Raw genomic sequence first — 16,870 nt, 5'->3', positions numbered from 1 at the left:
CTACTCGAAGCGGGAGGGGTCCCCGGCCCCCACGCGCAGGATCTCCGGCTCGTCCTCGGAGAGGTCCACGACGGTGGTCGGCTCGGTGCCGCACTCGCCGTCGACGACCGCGTCGAGCTGGTGGTCGAGCGTCTCCTTGATCTCCCAGCCCTGGGTCATCGGCTCGTCCTGGCCGGGCAGCAGCAGGGTGCTGGACAGCAGCGGCTCGCCGAGCTCGGCCAGCAGCGCCTGGGTGACCGTGTGCTGCGGGATGCGCACGCCGACGGTGCGCTTCTTCGGGTGCAGCAGCCGCCGCGGCACCTCCGGGCTGGCCGGCAGGATGAACGTGTAGCTGCCCGGGGTGACCGCCTTGACCAGCCGGAACACCGAGTTGGAGATCTGCACGAACTGCCCGAGCTGGGCGAAGTCGCGGCACATGAGCGTGAAGTGGTGCCGGTCGTCGAGCCGGCGGATGTCCCGGATGCGGGTGAGGCCGGGGTGGCTGCCGAGCTGGCAGCCCAGCGCGTAGCAGGAGTCGGTCGGATAGGCGATCAGCCCGTCGTCGCGCAGCAGCCCCACGATCTGCTGGAGCAGCCGCGGCTGGGGGTTGTCCGGATGCACGTCGAAGTACCTCGCCACCGTCCCAGCGTACGTGTAGGAATAGCGCATGACGGATCTGGAGGCCGTGACCGGCTGGGTCGAGGGATACCTGCGGGCGTGGGGCAGCAACGAGCCCGCCGAGATCGGGGCGCTCTTCGCCGAGGACGCGGCGTACTACCCGGCGCCGTACGCCGAGCCGTGGCGGGGCCGGGACGCGATCGTGGCCGCGTGGCTGGAGCATCGCGACGCGCGCGGCGAGTGGGACTTCAGCTGGTTCCCGGTGACGGTCTCGCCGGAGCTGAGCATCGTGCAGGGCGTCACGGGGTACGGGGCGAAGACGTACAGCAATCTCTGGCTGCTCCGCCTCGACACCGTGGGACAGTGCCGCGAGTTCACCGAGTGGTGGATGGAACAGGCCTGACGGCAGGCCTAGAACGGCAGGTCGTCGTCGCGGGCCGGGGGGTTGAGGCGGCGCCACACCACCATGACGAACCCGGCCAGCATCGCCAGCATCACGATGCGCAGGGACACGAACATGATCGCGGTGTGGTTGACGGCCAGGGCCTCCTCCACGAACGCGAGCCGCTCGGCGGGGCGGGGGTCGTCGCGGGCGGCGTCGGCGAAGAGGTACACGACCAGCGGGACGAGGGCCAGGCGCCAGCCGAGGTACGTCCAGTGCCGCAGCAGCGTGCGCCGGTCCCGCCCGAGCCGGTCGGCTACCCGCCCGACGACGCCGAACCAGACGGCGAACATCAGCAGCGTCACCCACAGCGCCATGCCGACCGCCGAGCCGACCCGGTCCACGAGCGCGAAGACGGCCTTGGAGGCCGGCGACTGCAGGGTGTGCTCGGCGACGGCGTAGTCCCGCAGCACCGCGTCCTCGCGGCGCAGGACGAGCACGTCGACCACGAGCAGCACGATGTGCACGGCCGTGACGGTGAGGAAGAGCCAGGTGAACGCCCGCAGCGCGACCGGGGCCCGGTCCTCGGTGACCTCGTCGTCGTCCTCGCTCATGTCCGCGAGGGCGAGCGGGTCGGCCGGCTCGGTCCGCGACTGCTCCGGGATCAGCGTCGCGGTCTCCCCGGCCTGGTCGGGCCACTCCGCCGCGTCCGGGAGCCGGTCGGGCCACCGCGCGGCGCCCTCCCCCTCGCCGACGAGCGCGGCCACGAACTCCGCCGAGGGCACCCCGCCGTGCCGGATGCAGAGGTATCGACCGCTGGTGTCGTGCCCCGGGGCACCACACGTCACGCAAACCATCGACACAAGGTCCGCAGCCTAGTCGGGGAAAACGGGCCGCGCCTGCCCCGGAACGGCCGAACCACCCGGCTGTTCGGCTCGGATTCATGCCCCTGACCTTTGTCGTTCCACCCTTCGCAGCGAGACGATCACCCAGCGCCCACCTCGCGACCCCGCTCAGTATCGTGATCCGGCGCCCGGAAATTTCTCCGCCACAGCTGTCCGGATCGTCGCCGCCCGTTCGTCACCCGGGTAACACACGAAAGGAACAGCCCTGATGAAGTACATGATGTTCGTCTGCAGCGACCCGGAGCCCGACACCGACAAGTCGGACGAGCCCGACATCAACGTGTGGGTGCGGGAGAACGACGAGGCGGGCCGGCGCAAGCAGGGCGCGGTGCTCGCCCCGCCGGCCGCCGCGACCACGGTCCGGGTGCGCAACCGGGAACTGCTCGTCACCGACGGCCCGTTCACGGAGACGAAGGAGGTCATCGTCGGCTTCGACCTGATCGAGTGCGCCGACCTCGACGAGGCGATCATGATGGCCCGCACGCACCCGATGGCCCGCGGCGGACGCATCGAGATCCGCCCCTTCGCCGACTTCGAGCAGTGACCAGGGTCGCCTCGGCCGTCGCCGCGGCGGCGGCCGAGGCGCACCCGCGCATCGTGGGTGCGCTCATCCGCATGACGGGAGACTGGGACTTGGCCGAGGACTGCGCCCAGGAGGCCCTGGCGACCGCGCTGCAGCGGTGGCCGTCGACGGGCGTGCCCGACAACCCGGCGGCCTGGCTCATGACCACGGCCCGCAACCGGGCCATCGACGTGCTGCGCCGGGCCAAGGTGGAGCGCACCAAGCTCCAGGACCTGGCGGTCCTCGGCTCACCCGAGCCGGGTGACGCCGGCGCCTTCCCCGACGACCGCCTCCGGCTCGTGTTCACCTGCTGTCACCCGGCCCTGCCGCTGGAGGCCCGGGTCGCGCTCACCCTGCGCACCATCTGCGGCGTGCCCACGGCCGACATCGCCCGCGCCTTCCTCGTCACCGAGGCGACGATGACCCGCCGCCTCACCCGCGCCAAGACGAAGATCGCCCAGGCCGGCATCCCGTACCGCGTCCCGGAGGGCCCGGCCCTGACCGAGCGCCTGCCCGGGGTGCTCGGCGTGCTGTACGTGCTGTTCACCAACGGTTACAACGCGGACGGCTCCCCCGCCTTCGCCGACGAGGCCATCCGGCTGGCCCGGCTCCTGCGCGCCCTGCTGCCCGCCCCGGAGCTGTCCGGCGAGATCGGCGGCCTGCTGGCCCTGTTCCTGTTCCAGCACTCGCGCCGGGACGCCCGCCGCTCCCCCGACGGCCGGCTGCTGACCCTGGACCAGCAGGACCGCTCGCGATGGGACCACGCCGCGATCGCCGAGGGCCGGGCGCTGCTCGAGGGGCTCGGCGACGGGCCGTACGCGCTGCAGGCCCGCATCGCCGCGTTCCACACCACCGACGGCCCGACGGACTGGGCCGGGATCGCCTCCTGCTACGACCGGCTGTGGGCGGGGCAGCCCACCGCGGTGATCGCCCTCAATCGCGCCGTCGCGCACGGCTACGCGCACGGGCCCTCGGCCGGCCTCGCCCTGCTGGCCGAGGCGCGGGCCGGGGGCGGGCTGGACGGGTATCCGCACGCGGTGGCGGCCGAGGCGGACCTGGTGTCCCGCACGGGCGACCACGCACGCGCGGCTTCGCTGTTCCGCTCGGCGGCCGCGCTGGCCCACAGCCCGGCCGAGCGCGACGCGTTGCTGGAGCGGGCCGAGACGGAGGACGCCGAGGCCTGAACCATTGCTACCTCCCGGCGGCGGCGCGAAGGTCCTCGGCGACGGGGGCGAGGACCTTGCGCACGCGTCGCAGGGCCGCCGGGTCCTCGTCGCCGGCCGCGAGGGCGCGCAGGTCCGGCTCCAGGGCGCTCAGCGCGTCCACCCAGCGCAGCTCCTGCCGGGGGCGGAAACGGCGGATCGCCAGCAGCGGCGCCGCCGACTCCCGCAGCGCGGCGAGCCCGCGCAGGGCGGTCGCGTGCTCGCCGTCGCGGATGGCGCGCAGGCACTCCGCGGTGCGCTTGCGCAGGACGGCGCCGGTGCGGACGGGCGCGACGAGCGCGGCGGGCAGGACGGCGCACAGGGCCCCGGCGACGACCGCGAGCAGGCGGGCGGCGAGGAGGGGCAGCGTGGCCGTACCGGTGACGCCGGCGAGCGAGTAGAGCAGCGCGAGGGCGGCGGTGACGCTCGCGGCCCACCACGCGTAGCCGAACTGGCGGAGGGAGAAGCCGGCCGCGAGTACGGCGAGCAGCAGCACGACCGCGATGGACCGGTGATCGCCGACCGCGAGGGCCAGGACCGTCGCGACCAGGGTGCCGCCCAGCGCGCCCAGGGTCCGGTGGGCGCCCTTGAGCAGGGCGTCGCCGCGGGACCGGGCGGCCGCGCCGACGGTGTGGGCGCTGATCACCGTCCACGCCCAGTGCTCGCCGAACACCGTCTGGCCGATCGTGAACGCCAGCGTCAGGGCGAGCGCGGACTGCGCGCCCCGCCACACGTGGATCCTCGCCGGGGCGGTGCCCGATGGTGCGGATTCCGCTTCGGTACCGCCCAGACGCCGGCCGGCCAGCGCGTACACCTCGGCCACGAACACCGCGAGGGTCGCCCAGGCCAGGGTGCGCCACGGATGGCCGCCCGGGTCCACCGGCGCGACGAGCATGCCGATGAGCGGCAGCACCAGCGCCCGGCCGAGGTGCCCGGCGGCGGGGCCGAACGCGCGCGCGGCCGTCGCGGCGGCCACGGTGAGCACGAAGAACGCGTCGCCGTAGGCGTGGGCGGCGTGGAAGAGCACCGCGAAGGCGGCGATGACGAGGGCGCCGGCCGGTACCAGCAGCAGCCGCCACGGGCCGTGCCCCCGGCCGGACCGGGCCGCCATCATGCTGACGGCCGCGCCGAGCACGACGATCCCGGTCCGATGGGTCAGCGGGATGAGCGTGACGACGGTCGCGAGCACCGGGGCGAAGCCGGCGAGCGCCTGCCGGATATTACGCACCTGCTGAATATCGCAGCACGATAGGTTGGTGCGCAACCATGAGCGATCCGGACCCCGATCTCAGCGTCGCGCGGGCCGTGCGGCGGGCCACGCAGCGGCTCTCGCGCCGGCTGCAACTGCAGCGCGACGCCGACGGGCTGAGCCTGACGAAGATCAGCATGCTGGGGCATCTGGCGCGCAGGGGCCCGCTGACGGCGGGCGCGCTGGCCGCCGCCGACCGCCTCCAGCCGCAGTCGGTGACGCGGGTGCTCGCGGATCTGGAGGCGGACGGCCACATCGAGCGGCTGGAGAACCCGGCCGACAAGCGGCAGCGGGTCTTCTCGATCACCCCGGCCGGGCGGGCGGCGCTGGGCGCGGACATGCGGGTGCGCGACGAGTGGCTGGCGGCCGCGGTGGCGTCCCTGACCCCGGCGGAGCGGGACGCCCTGCTGCGAGCGGCGGCGATCCTGGAGCGGCTCGCCGACTAGGGCTCCTTCAGGCCGGCCTACTTGATGTTGGGCTGCTCGGCGCCGATCGTGGTGTCGGGGCCGTGGCCGGTGTGCACGACGGTCTCGGGCGGGAGGGTCATGAGCCGCTCGGTGATCGAGCGCAGGATCGTCGGCTTGTCCGAGAACGATCGGCCGGTCGCGCCCGGGCCGCCCTCGAAGAGCGTGTCGCCGGAGAAGAGCACGCCCTCCTCGGGCAGGTGCAGGCAGACGGCGCCGGGGCTGTGGCCGGGGGTGTGCAGTACCGTCAGCGCCACTCCGGCCACCGCGATCCGCTGGCCGTCGGTAAGGTGCGTGTTCGGCTCGAGAGCGGGGTGCTTCATGTGCCACAGCGGCAGATCGTCCGGATGCAGCAGGATCGGCGCGCCCGTGCGCAGCGCGACCTCGGGCGCGGCATCGATGTGGTCGTCATGACCATGCGTGCACACGATCGCGACCAGGTTGCGACCGCCGAGCGCGTCCACGATGGCCCCGGCGTCGTGGGCGGCGTCGATGACGATCGCCTCCGCGTCGTCGCCGACGATCCAGACGTTGTTGTCGACGTCAAAGGTCTCACCGTCGAGCGAGAACGTGCCCGACGTGACCAGTCGTTCGATGCGCACCATGGGTCCAAAGCCTATGCCGCTACCCGGGTGCGCGTCGCAAGGCTGGACGATGTGCGTGTCGGGTCATACGCGTACCGGGTCCTGCGCCCCGCCCGCCCCATCCGTGGCGCGGTCGTCACCCGCGCCGGCGAGCTGCGCGCCCCCCGCCGCGACGCCCTGCGCATGCTGGCCCTGGCCTCACTCGCGGGCGATCGCACGCTGATCGCCTTCCCGCTGCGCGACGAGCGCGGCCTGCCCTTCGACCTGGTGTTGAGCTCCCTGCCGTTCCCGGTCGCGCGCTGGTCGGACGTGCGCGCCCGGCTCGGCCCCGGCCGCGTGACACTGCTGGCGCCCGCCCCGGCGCCCGCCGCCCCCGGCTCCAAGCCGCGCCTGGAGTCGACGCGCCACGCCCTGCTGGCACCGCTCGCGGACCTGCCCCGCGTCCGCGCGGGCGAACTCGACCTCGGCTACTTTCGGATCGTCCTGTCTGACCAGTAGTAAGGCTCTATTGCAATACGGTCACGGGGCGGACAGCGGGCCGGCGTTGCGGCACCATGTCCGGCGTGGTTCGCCTCTATGGACTCCTCTTCCTGATCGACCTCGTCATGCTCGTGTGGGCGGTGATCGACTGCCTGTCGACGGACGAATACCTGGTGCGCAACCTGCCGAAGGTCGCCTGGGTCTTCATCATCCTGCTGTTCTCGCCGGTGGGCTGGATCGCGTGGTTCGTGGCGGGCCGCCCGCAGCAGGCGGCGACGGCCCGGGCCGGCGCGCAGTGGAAGCCCGGCAACGGCTTCCCGGAGAACGACCGCCCGCGGGCGCGCCAGCTGGCCCCCGACGACGACCCCGAGTTCCTGCGCAACCTGGCGAAGACCCGCCGCGCGGACGAGGAGATGTTCTCGAAGTGGGAGGCGGACCTGCGGCGGCGCGAGGAGGAGCTGCGGCGGCGGGAGACCAAAGACCCCGAGTAGTTCCGGCTTGATTACACAGCGCCATCGCGGACAAGATCGGTTAGGTCGCATGGTGTATGGTGAATAAGAAGGAACGGCCACCCACCAGCGGGACCCCTGTGTTGCCTGTTTCGGGCGGCCCTGCCTCGGCTCGCTGAACTCCGGCGTCGCTCGGTGGCCTCTGGTTCGCGTACTGGTTGTCCCGCACGTGGCAGCGGGTGTTGACCGCGTTGCAGGCGCACGCGGCCGGTGCCCGCCGTGACGGCGCCGGGCAGGTGCATGCTTGCGCGTGAGCAGGACCGCAAGGCGTTGTCGGCGCTGCCAACGGCGGGGCATCGTGGCGGCAGCCCGCAGTTCGTGCCGGTCCGGCAACACATCCGGGCACCTCGCCCGGGTGGTGGCCGGCCACGGACCCGCCCGGATCGGGTCTTGGCCGACAAGGCCTACGCCGGGCAGGCGAACCGGGCCTGCCTGCGGCGGCTGGGCATCCGCGCGACAATCCGATCAAGGCCGGCCACGCGGCGGACCGGCGCAAGCGCGGGGCCGAAGGCGGACCGGCGCACGCCTTTGACGCTCGCCGTGCGCTACCAGGCCACCGTCATCACACGCCTCGGCTCGCGGCGCTCGGCCGCGCCGGGCGGGTGGCGAGGTCCCTGCCGAGGACGCGGCCGACGGGCTTCTCGAGCCCGCGCGGCGAAAGCACCCCGCACGACAAGGCCCCCGGCGGCGCGCCACCACGCCGCTGGAACTGCGGCCGCGGTCGTCGTCGGACCGCGCTCCTTTCGGAGTCGGGCCGGTCGGCTGCGGAGCGGGCCGGCCGATCGCTCGTCGAGGTCGGTGCCGCTCGACGGGCGGGTGGCCGCGCCCGCCGAGGCCGCCGCCAGCGCCGCGACTCGGGCAAGCCGGCGGAGTGGGGCTATGGCGAGGGCTCGAGGCGGCTCAGCAGGTCCAGGGCCCGGTCGCGGGCGGGCGCCGACGCCGCCAGCAGCGGCAGTCGCACCGCCGGCGACGCGATCCGCCCCCGGGCGTGCAGCACGGCCTTGATCACCGCGGGGTTGGGCTCCGCGAACAACGCCTCGGACAAGGCCGCCAGCCGCCCGCCCAGCGCCCGGGCCGTCGCCACGTCGCCGTCGCGCCACGCGGCGTGCAGGGCGGCGTACGCCGCGGTCGCCACGTGCGCCGAGGCCAGGATGCCGCCGTGCGCGCCCAAGGCCAGCAGCGGGGAGATCACCGCGTCGTCGCCGCCGAGCACCGCGAAGCCCGGCGGGGCCCCGGCGAGCAGGGCCACCGTCGCGGCCGAGACGGCGCCGTCGGAGAGCTTGATGCCCACTACGCCCGGCATCGCGGCGATCTCCAGCAGGGCGGCCGTCGACAGCGGCTGACCGGTCCGGTACGGGACGTGATAGATCACGATCGGCACCCGCGCACTCGCGGCGACCGCCCGGAAGTGGGCGATCACGCCGGCCTCGCCCGGGCGGGTGTAGGGCGGGACCACCACCATCGCCACGGTGCCCGCCGGCAGCGCCGCCACCTCGGCCGCGCAGGCCGCCGTCGAGCTCCCGCCGACGCCGACCAGCAGCGGGACGCCGAAGTCGCGGCACGTCGCGACGACCGTTGCGCGCTCCGGCGGCGTCAGGGTCGCCGGCTCGCCGGTGGTACCGAGCGCCACGAGACCGGCAGCACCCGCCGACAGTGCCGACTCGGCCACCTTCCGGAGCGACGGCTCGTCGATCGACCCGGCGTCGGTGAACGGCGTGATCAGGGGGACGAAGATTCCGCGCAACGTCATGCGTCCAGCGTCGGACACGGGAAGCGTCAGAACCAGTTCACGTTCGCACCGTCGAGCGTAAGATCTGGTGATGCTCGACGTCCGGCGGCTGCGGCTGCTACGGGATCTGGCGCAGCACGGGACGATCGCCGCCGTCGCCGCCGCGCACACGTACACGCCCTCGGCCGTGTCGCAGCAGCTCGCCGCGCTCGAACGGGAGGCCGGAACCGCGCTGCTCGAGCGCACCGGGCGGCGGGTCGCGCTCACCCCGGCCGGCCGGACCCTCGTGGCGCACGCCGAGGAGGTGCTGGCGGCGCTGGAACGGGCCACCGCCGCGCTGGCCGCCGGACGCGACGGCCTGTCGGGCCCGCTGCGCATCGGCGCGTTCCCGACCGCGATGCGCACGCTGCTGCCGTCCGCCCTGGTCGCGCTGGGCGAGGCCCACCCGGCGCTCGAGCTCAGCGTGCAGGAGCTGGACCCGGCAGCCGTACCGCACCTGCTCCGCGACGGCACCCTCGACGTGGCCCTGGTCCACGACTACGACCTCGTGCCCATCGAACCGGACCCGGCGCTGCGCACCCTCCCCCTGCGCGACGAGACGATCTTCGTGGCCGCCCAGCGCCCGCGGACCCTCGCCGAGTGCCACGACGAGCCGTGGATCCTCGCCAGCCGCGGCACCCTCTGCCACACGATGACCGTGCGGGCCTGCGAGGCGGCGGGATTCACGCCACGGGTACGCCACCACGCCGACGACTTCGTCACCGTCCTCACGTTCGTCGCCGCGGGCCAGGGCGTCGCGCTCGTGCCGGAGCTCGCCGCGGTGGACGTCCCCGCGGGCGTGGTCCTGACGCCGCTCGACACCCGCCGCCGCACCCGCCTCGCCTTCCGCGCCGGCGCGGCCCAGCACCCCGCCGTGACCGCGTTCGCGGAGGCGCTGGGCATACGCGGCTGAGCACCCGGACGCGCGGACGCACACGGCGACGGCTCGCGGGTCGCACCGCGCGGCCGCGAACGGGCGAAAGCACGCAAAAAGGCGAGCTGGCAAGGGAGTGGAGGCGAAGCCTCCCCCGCCGATCGGGAGACACAGCGGGTGCGGGCCGGGTGCGGCGCCGGAGCCGGGCGGGACCTTGGGTCAAGGGCCACGCCCCCCGTGCCGAAGCAAGAGGCCGTGACCGCCTTCACCCCCGCCGACCCGGTCCTGCACCTGCTGCGCCGGGCCACCTACGGCCCCACCGCCGAAGCCGAGGCCGAGCTGCGCAAGCTCGGCGCCGCGGCCTGGCTCGAGCGGCAGCTCGACCCCGCGTCCATCGACGACTCGGCGTGCCAGGCGGTGCTGGCGAAGTACACCCTGATCGGCAAGGACATCGCGGGCGTGCGGGCGCTGGTCAAGGCCGGCTCGCTGAAGTCGGGCGCGTGGGACGTGATGCAGCAGCTCGGCACCGCGGCCGTGGCCCGGGCGGCGTGGAGCAAGCGGCAGCTGTTCGAGCTCATGGCCGACTTCTGGTCGAACCACCTCAACGTCACGTGCCCGTCCAGCGAGGTGTGGGACAGCCGGGCGCAGTACGACACCGTCATCCGCACCCACGCGCTCGGGCGGTTCGCGGACCTGCTCAAGGCCTCGATGCGGGCCCCCGCGATGCTGTCGTACCTGGACAACCGCTCCTCGACGAAGGCCAGGCCGAACGAGAACTACGCGCGCGAGCTGCTCGAGCTGCACACGGTCGGGCTGGTGTACTCCGAGGCCGACGTCAAGGACGCGGCGCGCCTGCTCACCGGGCTGACCGTCGACTCGGCCACCGGGCTGTACAAGTTCGACGCCAACCAGCACGCGACCGGGGCGGTGACGATCCTCGGCTGGCGGCACGACAACGCGACCGCGGGCGGCGGCGAGGCGGCCGCGCTCGCCTACGCCGACATGCTGGCGATGCACCCGGCGACCGCCGAGCGCCTGGCCCGCAAGCTGTGCGTGCGCTTCGTCGCCGACGAGGCCCCGGCGCCGCTCGTGGCCCGGCTCGCGCAGGTGTACCTCGACAACAGCACGGCGATCGTGCCGGTCCTGCGGGCGCTGTTCACCTCGCCGGAGTTCGCGGCCGCGACCGGGGCGAAGGTGCGCACGCCGCTGGAGGACGTGGCCGCGACCGTGCGCGTGCTCGGCATCGGCCCGTCGGCCGACATGGACAGCGTGCGAGGGCTCTACCACTACCTGTACGACATGGGCCACGCGCCGCTGCGGTGGGCGCCGCCGAACGGGTACCCGGACGTCGCCGCCGCCTGGGCGGCCCCCTCGGGGCTGCTGATCCGCTGGAACGCGCACCTCAACATCGCGGCCGGCTGGTATCCGAAGCAGCTGGCGCGGCCGGCGTCGATGCTGGCGTACCTCGTGCCGAAGCTCCCCGCGACCCACGGCGCGTTCGTCGACGCCCTCGCCACCCGCCTCGTCGGGCAGCCCCTGGCCCCGGCGCACGGCGCGGCGCTGCTGAGCTTCCTCGGCAAGAGCGCGACCGCCCCGCTGAAGGCGACGGACGCGGCCGCGACGGGCCGCCTGCCGCACCTCATCGCCCTGATCCTCGACTCGCCGTACCACCTCTACCGCTAAGGGGCACGTGCCATGGACTGCTGCATCTCCCGCCGCGGGGTGCTGACCATCGGGGCCGGCGCCGCGCTCACCGGGCTGATCGGCGAGGGCCTGTCGACCCGGCTGGCGTTCGCGGGCACCCCGTACACCGGCGACACCCTCGTCGTGCTGTCGCTGCGCGGCGGCTTCGACGGCCTGTCGGCGATCGTGCCGATCGGCGACGCCGACTACTACCGGGCCCGGCCGGCGATCGCGGTGCCGAAGGCGTCCGTGATCGCCGGCGACGGCACGTTCGGGCTGCACCCGGCGTTGGCGCCGCTGCAGGCGCGGTGGGCGGCCGGCACGTTCGGCGCCGTGCACGCCGTCGGGCAGCCGAACCCGTCCCGCTCGCACTTCCAGGCGATGGAGGACATGGAGCGGGCCGCGGCCGGCACCTCGATCCGCACCGGCTGGCTGGACCGGATGCTCGGCGTCGCCGGCGCCTCCTATCCGATGGCGGGCGTGGCGATGGGCACGAGCGCCCCGGCGCGGCTGTTCGCCGGCCCGGCGCCGTCTGTGAGCATGCTGACCGTCGACGGGTTCAAGCTCAACGGCGAGGACGCCAAGACCCCGATGATGGGTACCCTCGCGAAGCTCTACGACGGCGCCCCCGGCCTGCTGGCCGCCCCGGCGCGGGCGGTCGGTCAGTCCCTCGGCACCGTCGGCGCGCTGCCCGCCTCCACGCCGGGCGCGACCTACCCGGCCACGGCGCTCGGCAACGCGCTCAAGGACGTGGCCCGGCTGGTGAAGTCGAACGTGGGGCTCATGGCCGCGACCGTGGACTTCGGCGACTGGGACATGCACGAGGCGCTCGGGGCGCCGGCGAAGGGCCAGCGGATGTACGACCATCTGACCGAGCTGGCCCTGGCGCTGGACGCGTTCGCGACCGATCTCGGGCCCGCGTTCGGGCGGGTGACGCTGGTGACGCTGAGCGAGTTCGGGCGGCGGGTGGCCGAGAACGGCTCCCGGGGCGTCGACCACGGCAGCGGCAACGCGATGCTGCTGCTCGGCGGCGGCGTGCGCGGCGGGAAGGTGCACGGCACGTGGCCGACGCTCGCCCCGGCGGCGCTGACGGCCGGCGACCTGACCGCGACGACCGACTACCGCACGGTGATCGGCGAGATCCTGCGGCGCCGGTGCGGGCTGGGCTCGCTGGCCGACGTGTTCCCGAACGCGGCGGCCGGCACCGCGCTCGGCGTCGTGGCCGCGCGTTAGGCCCTGTCATGCCTGGGCAGCGAGCCGCTCCCGCAGCCAGGCCAGCATTACGTCGGCCTGGTCCTGCTGGAACTTGCGCAGGGTGGGCAGGCCGGGCGGGTCGGGCCGGCGGGCGCGGTCGGCGAACATGCCGGCCAGGCCCGCCACGCACCCGGTGACGTCGCCGGGGTCGCCGCCGATGACGTCGTCGGTGATGCGCCCGCCGTACAGCCGGATGTTCAGCACCAGGCACAGCGCGTCGAACCAGGGCGGGCCGGCGCAGCCGAACGGCCAGTCGACGACGACTACGGTGCCGTCGGGGCGGATGAGGAGGTTGTCGGCGCGCACGTCGCCGTGCACGAGCGCGTCCCCGGCCAGGCCCGCGTGGCCCCGGTCGGATAGCTCCACCAGCAGGTCGAGGTGGCCGGCCGCCCACGGGTCGAGCGTCGCCGGCGGGTCGGCGGCGATGGTGCGCCACCCGGCGAAGTCCTCCACGGTGCCGTCCTGCAGCTTCGGAAGGTTCCGCACCGGTACGGCCAGTGCCCGCAACGCCTCGAGGACCGCCCCGGCCTCGTCGTCGCGCCACGGGGTGTGCGGGTGGCGGCCGTCGACGTCGGCGTAGACCAGCGCGACCCAGTCGCCGTCGTCGTGCACGCCGAGCAGCGGCGGCGTCGGCAGGCCCGGCGGCAGCTGGGCGACCACCCCGGCCTCGGCCCGGTGCAGGGCCGGGCTCTGCGGGTTGAGCGCGGCGCCGACGGCCTTCACGAAGGCGCGGCGCCCGGTCGCGGTGACGACCCGGTCGGCGGTGCCGGGCGAGAACCCGCCCGCCTGCGAGGCGGCCGACGCGACCGGCTCGCCGAGGATGACCTCGACGGCCCCGCGCACGCCGTCCGGCAGGTCGGTCCAGCCGATGCGTACCCCCGATGCCAGCACCATGGCCCGATCGTCGCAGAGGCTTCGCGGCCGGCGACACCGATTTTGGACCGCCGGCCGGTCACGTGGTGCACACGGTGCGTTCGCGCGCCGGCAACCCGCGACGGCCGATCGAGAGACTGCCGGACATGAATACGAGCACGTGAGGCCGGATGTCTCCCACCGGCAGGCTGACAGGATGTGACCTGCGGCACGTTTGGGGGATTCCGCAACGGGCCACAGTCCGTAACGTCGGTCCTATCGCAGTCTGACAGCACTGAGGGGGAAATCTCCATGAGCGACTTCGACGCCGCGGACACTGGCCAGGACGTCGACTACGGCCACTACGATGCGGGTCAGGAGCACAACTCGCTGGACCAGCTGCACCAGGCGCAGGGCTCCGAGGCCGACGCCCAGTCGCAGTTCGGCGTCTACGAGAACGACCACCACACGGCGGAGTCGACCGACTTCTCGCAGGGCCACCACACCGAGTACGACCAGCCCGCCGCGGTCCACTACGAGTCCGACGACTACACCAACTACAGCCACGACGCGACCTCGGACGACCACGTCTTCGCGGCCGAGGGCAGCGAGTCCTCGCACCAGGCCGAGTTCAGCGAGCTCAACGCGCTGCAGGAGCGCTTCGACGGCGCGTTCGCCGAGGGCACCGAGTTCCACGGCCAGGGCGGCGAGCAGCAGCTGGGCGTCGCCGACAAGTAGGCGGCCGGCCGGCCCGATCCATCGGCCGGCGGGGGCACATGCCACCGCCGGCCGATTGGCATCCGCGGCCGGGGCGCGGCCGCAATACGGTCGGGGGCATGGAGATCCTGCGGTACGCCGCGTTCACCGACGTCCCGTCCGGCGGCAACCCGGCCGGGGTCGTGCTCGACGCCACCGGCCTCGCCGACGCGGACATGCAGCGCGTCGCGGCCGAGGTCGGCTACTCGGAGACGGCGTTCCTGACGCCCTCCGGGGACCGCGCGGCGGGGGTGCGGTACTTCAGCCCGCTCGCCGAGGTCCCCTTCTGCGGCCACGCGACGATCGCGACCGCGGTCGCCTACGCCGAGCGCTTCGGGCCGGGCCCGATCCGCCTCGCCGCGCCCGTGGGCGAGATCGCGGTCGACACCGCGGACGGCTCCGCCACCCTGCGCACCGTGGCCCCCGCGACCCGGGCGATCCCCGAGGAGGTGCAGGCGCGGCTGCTGGGGGCGCTGCGGTACACCCGCGACGACCTCGATCCGGGGCTGCCGCTGCTGGCCGCGTTCGCCGGTGCCTGGCATCCCGTCGTGGCCCTGCGCAGCCGGGAGCGGCTGGCCGGGCTCGGCTACGACGAGCCGGCGCTCGGCGCGCTCATGGCCGAGCAGGGCTGGACGACCGTCGACGTGGTGTGGCGCGAGTCGGCGACGGTGTTCCACGCGCGCAACCCGTTCCCGCCCGGCGGGGTGTACGAGGACCCGGCGACGGGGGCGGCGGCCGCGGCGCTCGGCGGCTACCTGCGCGACCTGGGCCTGGCCGCGGCGCCCGCGACGCTGACGATCCACCAAGGCGACGACATGGGCCGCCCCAGCCTGCTGCGGGTGGATCTCGACGACCGGGCCGGGGTGCGGGTCACGGGCCGCGCGGTCGCCATCGCGTGACCTGCCATCGCATGACACGCCAAGAGCGTTGACCGATGCCCGCGGGGAGGGGCTGCTCCCCGCGGGCATCGGTCAACGCTCCACGCAGCCGGGGCAGGCGGTGCCCCGTCACGCCGGACGGTTCAGCAGCTCGACGCGAAGCCGACGAGGGCCACCGAGTTGCAGGACACGTTGATCGGCGCCTGGATCGTGGTCGACGTCTGGTTGCCGTTGCCGAAGCCGGCGTTGAAGCCGGTGTTCCAGCCGCCACCGTTGGCGTTGACCGCCCACGCGCCGCCGTTGCCGCCGCGGCCGTTGTCGCGGTCGTCGTACGAGGCCGCGTTGGCGTTGCCGTTGCCGTTGCGGTGCTTCTTGTGCTTCTTCTTGTGGTTCACGCCGTAGGCGTTCGCGTTGCCGCTGCCGTTGCCGTTGCCGTTGTTGTAGCCGGCCCCGCTGAACGCACCGCCGCTGCCGTTGTAGGCCACCGCGCCGCCGTCGCAGTTCGCGCTCGCGAAACCGATGATCGCGATCGAGTTGCCGCAGATGTTGACGGGCGTCTGGATGGTGGTGGAGCTCTGGTTTCCGTTGCCGAAACCGACGTTGGGGCCGCTGTTCCAGCCATCGGCGTGGGCGGCGGTCCCGGTGAGCGCGAGGCCACCCATTGCCAGCGCGGCCACCTGCACCGACCGGATGAGCCAGCGTTTCATGATGACGACCTTTCGACGAGTGATCGACGGGGAACGTCCGTCGCGATGTCCACCTAACCCGAAATGCGAGCTGCGGACGGATATTTCGGGAAATCTCGTCACGCAATGCACCCGCCCGGTGACATAACGTAGTCTTTTCCGGCGCGCCTACCGGGGCCGTTCGGTCAGCGGCGGCGACGCTTGAGCAGGTACCGCACCAGCAGCACGAGGGCGACGACGCCCGCGCCGCCGAGGATCCACAGTTGGTACCGCCGCAGCTGCTCCACGTTGTTGCCCGCGACCGCGCCGACGGTGACCCACAGCGCCGTCCACACCACGCCGCCGATCGCGTCGCGCGGCGCGTACTGCCGCCAGGGCAGCGCGGTGGCCCCGGCGATGATCCCGTTGGTCTGGCGCAGGCCGTCGATGAAGCGCGCCACCACGATGATGTTCTTGCCCCGGGTGGCGATGAACCGCTCGGCGCGCTCGAGGCGCTGCTCGGTCAGCCCGACACGGCGCCCGAAGCGCAGCACCGCGGGCCGCCCGGCGCGCCGGCCGAGCAGATAGCCGAGGTTGTCCCCGGCGACGGCCGCGAGCAGCGTGACGACGGCGACCATCACGACGTGCGCGGTGCTCTTGTGCGCGGCCACGGCGGACAGCGCGACGATCGCCGTGACCGCGGGGGTCGGGATGCCCAGACCCTCCAGCAGCACCAGGATCGCCAGCGCCGGGTACCCGTACCGCTCCAACTGCTCCATCGATCAAGATCCTGCCACGGGTACACTCGCAGGCGATGGCCAGCTGGTATGAATCCCACATCGACCGGCAGATCCGCGAGGCCCAGGAGCGCGGCGAGTTCGACGACCTGCCCGGTGCGGGCCGCCCGCTGCCCGACCACGGCGAGCTGTACGACGAGGACTGGTGGGTCAAGGACCTGGCGCGCCGCGAGCGCCTGCCCTCGGGCATCCCGCCGACGCTGCGCCTGCGCCGCGAGGTCGAGGACCTGCCGGAGTCCCTCGGCGACTTCCGCACCGAGGAGTCCCTGCGCCGGGCCGTGGCCGACCTGAACGTGCGCATCGAGCGCGCCCGCCGCGGCCTGATCGAGGGCCCGCCGACCCTGCTGCGCCCCCTGGACGCTGACGCCCTGGCCGCCGAGTGGCGCCGGCGTTGACAGCGACCCCGTTG

General features: G+C 73.8%; 20 protein-coding genes. 12 read left to right on the top strand and 8 right to left on the bottom strand.

The window, feature by feature from the left end; all coding sequences use genetic code 11:
• Complete coding sequence (locus AC6JBM_RS06540; protein ID WP_497982698.1) at positions 1-618, bottom strand: L-threonylcarbamoyladenylate synthase; 618 nt, start codon at positions 616-618, stop codon at positions 1-3.
• 28 nt (positions 619-646) lie between these two features.
• On the opposite strand from AC6JBM_RS06540, the gene AC6JBM_RS06535 reads away from it, so the two are divergent.
• Positions 647-1,000 (top strand): nuclear transport factor 2 family protein, encoded by a 354-nt coding sequence (locus AC6JBM_RS06535; protein ID WP_497982697.1) that lies wholly within the window; start codon positions 647-649, stop codon positions 998-1,000.
• Positions 1,001-1,008: 8 nt separating this feature from the next.
• Here the strand turns inward: AC6JBM_RS06535 and AC6JBM_RS06530 are convergent, their stop codons facing one another.
• The gene (locus AC6JBM_RS06530; RefSeq protein WP_497982696.1) at positions 1,009-1,827 is read right to left on the bottom strand and encodes a hypothetical protein; all 819 of its coding nucleotides are present in this window, start codon (positions 1,825-1,827) and stop codon (positions 1,009-1,011) included.
• A 265-nt stretch (positions 1,828-2,092) separates the two neighbouring features.
• Here AC6JBM_RS06530 and AC6JBM_RS06525 point away from each other — a divergent pair, with 265 nt between their 5' ends.
• Both AC6JBM_RS06525 and AC6JBM_RS06520 read left to right on the top strand, forming a co-directional pair.
• Positions 2,093-2,428 carry a YciI family protein gene (locus tag AC6JBM_RS06525; protein ID WP_350613583.1) on the top strand — a complete coding sequence of 112 codons (336 nt, stop codon included), beginning with the start codon at positions 2,093-2,095 and terminating at the stop codon, positions 2,426-2,428.
• Positions 2,425-3,630, top strand: a complete 1,206-nt coding sequence (locus AC6JBM_RS06520; protein WP_497982695.1) for an RNA polymerase sigma factor — start codon at positions 2,425-2,427, stop codon at positions 3,628-3,630. The genes AC6JBM_RS06525 and AC6JBM_RS06520 overlap by 4 nt, the downstream gene beginning before the upstream one ends.
• A 7-nt stretch (positions 3,631-3,637) precedes the next feature.
• On the opposite strand, the gene AC6JBM_RS06515 is transcribed toward AC6JBM_RS06520, so the two are convergent.
• Positions 3,638-4,876 carry an FUSC family protein gene (locus tag AC6JBM_RS06515; RefSeq protein WP_497982694.1) on the bottom strand — a complete coding sequence of 413 codons (1,239 nt, stop codon included), beginning with the start codon at positions 4,874-4,876 and terminating at the stop codon, positions 3,638-3,640.
• 38 nt (positions 4,877-4,914) lie between these two features.
• Here AC6JBM_RS06515 and AC6JBM_RS06510 point away from each other — a divergent pair, with 38 nt between their 5' ends.
• Positions 4,915-5,343 (top strand): MarR family winged helix-turn-helix transcriptional regulator, encoded by a 429-nt coding sequence (locus tag AC6JBM_RS06510; RefSeq protein WP_497982693.1) that lies wholly within the window; start codon positions 4,915-4,917, stop codon positions 5,341-5,343.
• A gap of 17 nt (positions 5,344-5,360) precedes the next feature.
• On the opposite strand, the gene AC6JBM_RS06505 is transcribed toward AC6JBM_RS06510, so the two are convergent.
• Complete coding sequence (locus tag AC6JBM_RS06505) at positions 5,361-5,966, bottom strand: MBL fold metallo-hydrolase (RefSeq protein ID WP_497982692.1); 606 nt, start codon at positions 5,964-5,966, stop codon at positions 5,361-5,363.
• A 51-nt stretch (positions 5,967-6,017) separates the two neighbouring features.
• Here AC6JBM_RS06505 and AC6JBM_RS06500 point away from each other — a divergent pair, with 51 nt between their 5' ends.
• Together AC6JBM_RS06500 and AC6JBM_RS06495 are read left to right on the top strand one after the other, a co-directional pair.
• On the top strand, positions 6,018-6,443 hold the full coding sequence (locus AC6JBM_RS06500) for a hypothetical protein (protein ID WP_497982691.1): 426 nt from the start codon (positions 6,018-6,020) through the stop codon (positions 6,441-6,443).
• Positions 6,444-6,508: 65 nt separating this feature from the next.
• Positions 6,509-6,916 carry a PLD nuclease N-terminal domain-containing protein gene (locus tag AC6JBM_RS06495; protein WP_350613573.1) on the top strand — a complete coding sequence of 136 codons (408 nt, stop codon included), beginning with the start codon at positions 6,509-6,511 and terminating at the stop codon, positions 6,914-6,916.
• An 895-nt stretch (positions 6,917-7,811) separates the two neighbouring features.
• On the opposite strand, the gene AC6JBM_RS06490 is transcribed toward AC6JBM_RS06495, so the two are convergent.
• Entirely contained in the window at positions 7,812-8,684 is an 873-nt protein-coding gene (locus tag AC6JBM_RS06490; RefSeq protein ID WP_497982690.1) for a dihydrodipicolinate synthase family protein, read from the bottom strand.
• Between the two features lie 70 nt (positions 8,685-8,754).
• Here AC6JBM_RS06490 and AC6JBM_RS06485 point away from each other — a divergent pair, with 70 nt between their 5' ends.
• The 3 genes from AC6JBM_RS06485 to AC6JBM_RS06475 all read left to right on the top strand — a co-directional run bounded on the left by AC6JBM_RS06485 (position 8,755) and on the right by AC6JBM_RS06475 (position 12,492).
• Positions 8,755-9,615 (top strand): LysR family transcriptional regulator, encoded by an 861-nt coding sequence (locus AC6JBM_RS06485; protein ID WP_497982689.1) that lies wholly within the window; start codon positions 8,755-8,757, stop codon positions 9,613-9,615.
• A gap of 216 nt (positions 9,616-9,831) precedes the next feature.
• Entirely contained in the window at positions 9,832-11,259 is a 1,428-nt protein-coding gene (locus tag AC6JBM_RS06480; RefSeq protein WP_497982688.1) for a DUF1800 domain-containing protein, read from the top strand.
• A 12-nt stretch (positions 11,260-11,271) separates the two neighbouring features.
• The gene (locus AC6JBM_RS06475) at positions 11,272-12,492 is read left to right on the top strand and encodes a DUF1501 domain-containing protein (RefSeq protein WP_497982687.1); all 1,221 of its coding nucleotides are present in this window, start codon (positions 11,272-11,274) and stop codon (positions 12,490-12,492) included.
• A 6-nt stretch (positions 12,493-12,498) separates the two neighbouring features.
• Here the strand turns inward: AC6JBM_RS06475 and AC6JBM_RS06470 are convergent, their stop codons facing one another.
• Positions 12,499-13,407 carry a phosphotransferase gene (locus AC6JBM_RS06470; protein ID WP_497982686.1) on the bottom strand — a complete coding sequence of 303 codons (909 nt, stop codon included), beginning with the start codon at positions 13,405-13,407 and terminating at the stop codon, positions 12,499-12,501.
• 270 nt (positions 13,408-13,677) lie between these two features.
• On the opposite strand from AC6JBM_RS06470, the gene AC6JBM_RS06465 reads away from it, so the two are divergent.
• Together AC6JBM_RS06465 and AC6JBM_RS06460 are read left to right on the top strand one after the other, a co-directional pair.
• Complete coding sequence (locus AC6JBM_RS06465; protein ID WP_497982685.1) at positions 13,678-14,103, top strand: hypothetical protein; 426 nt, start codon at positions 13,678-13,680, stop codon at positions 14,101-14,103.
• Between the two features lie 98 nt (positions 14,104-14,201).
• Positions 14,202-15,020, top strand: coding sequence for a PhzF family phenazine biosynthesis protein (locus AC6JBM_RS06460; RefSeq protein WP_497982684.1), 819 nt, complete (start codon positions 14,202-14,204; stop codon positions 15,018-15,020).
• 122 nt (positions 15,021-15,142) lie between these two features.
• Here the strand turns inward: AC6JBM_RS06460 and AC6JBM_RS06455 are convergent, their stop codons facing one another.
• Together AC6JBM_RS06455 and AC6JBM_RS06450 are read right to left on the bottom strand one after the other, a co-directional pair.
• Positions 15,143-15,706: a chaplin family protein gene (locus tag AC6JBM_RS06455; protein WP_497982683.1), complete on the bottom strand. Its 564-nt coding sequence runs from the start codon at positions 15,704-15,706 to the stop codon at positions 15,143-15,145.
• Between the two features lie 164 nt (positions 15,707-15,870).
• Complete coding sequence (locus AC6JBM_RS06450) at positions 15,871-16,443, bottom strand: DedA family protein (RefSeq protein ID WP_497982682.1); 573 nt, start codon at positions 16,441-16,443, stop codon at positions 15,871-15,873.
• Positions 16,444-16,478: 35 nt separating this feature from the next.
• On the opposite strand from AC6JBM_RS06450, the gene AC6JBM_RS06445 reads away from it, so the two are divergent.
• The gene (locus AC6JBM_RS06445; RefSeq protein WP_497982681.1) at positions 16,479-16,856 is read left to right on the top strand and encodes a DnaJ family domain-containing protein; all 378 of its coding nucleotides are present in this window, start codon (positions 16,479-16,481) and stop codon (positions 16,854-16,856) included.
• Positions 16,857-16,870 lie beyond the last annotated feature (14 nt).

It is taken from the genome of Dactylosporangium thailandense, assembly GCF_059739745.1.
The sequence above is the reverse complement of the archived record's forward strand: the minus strand, read 5'-3'. Positions and strand labels throughout refer to the sequence as shown.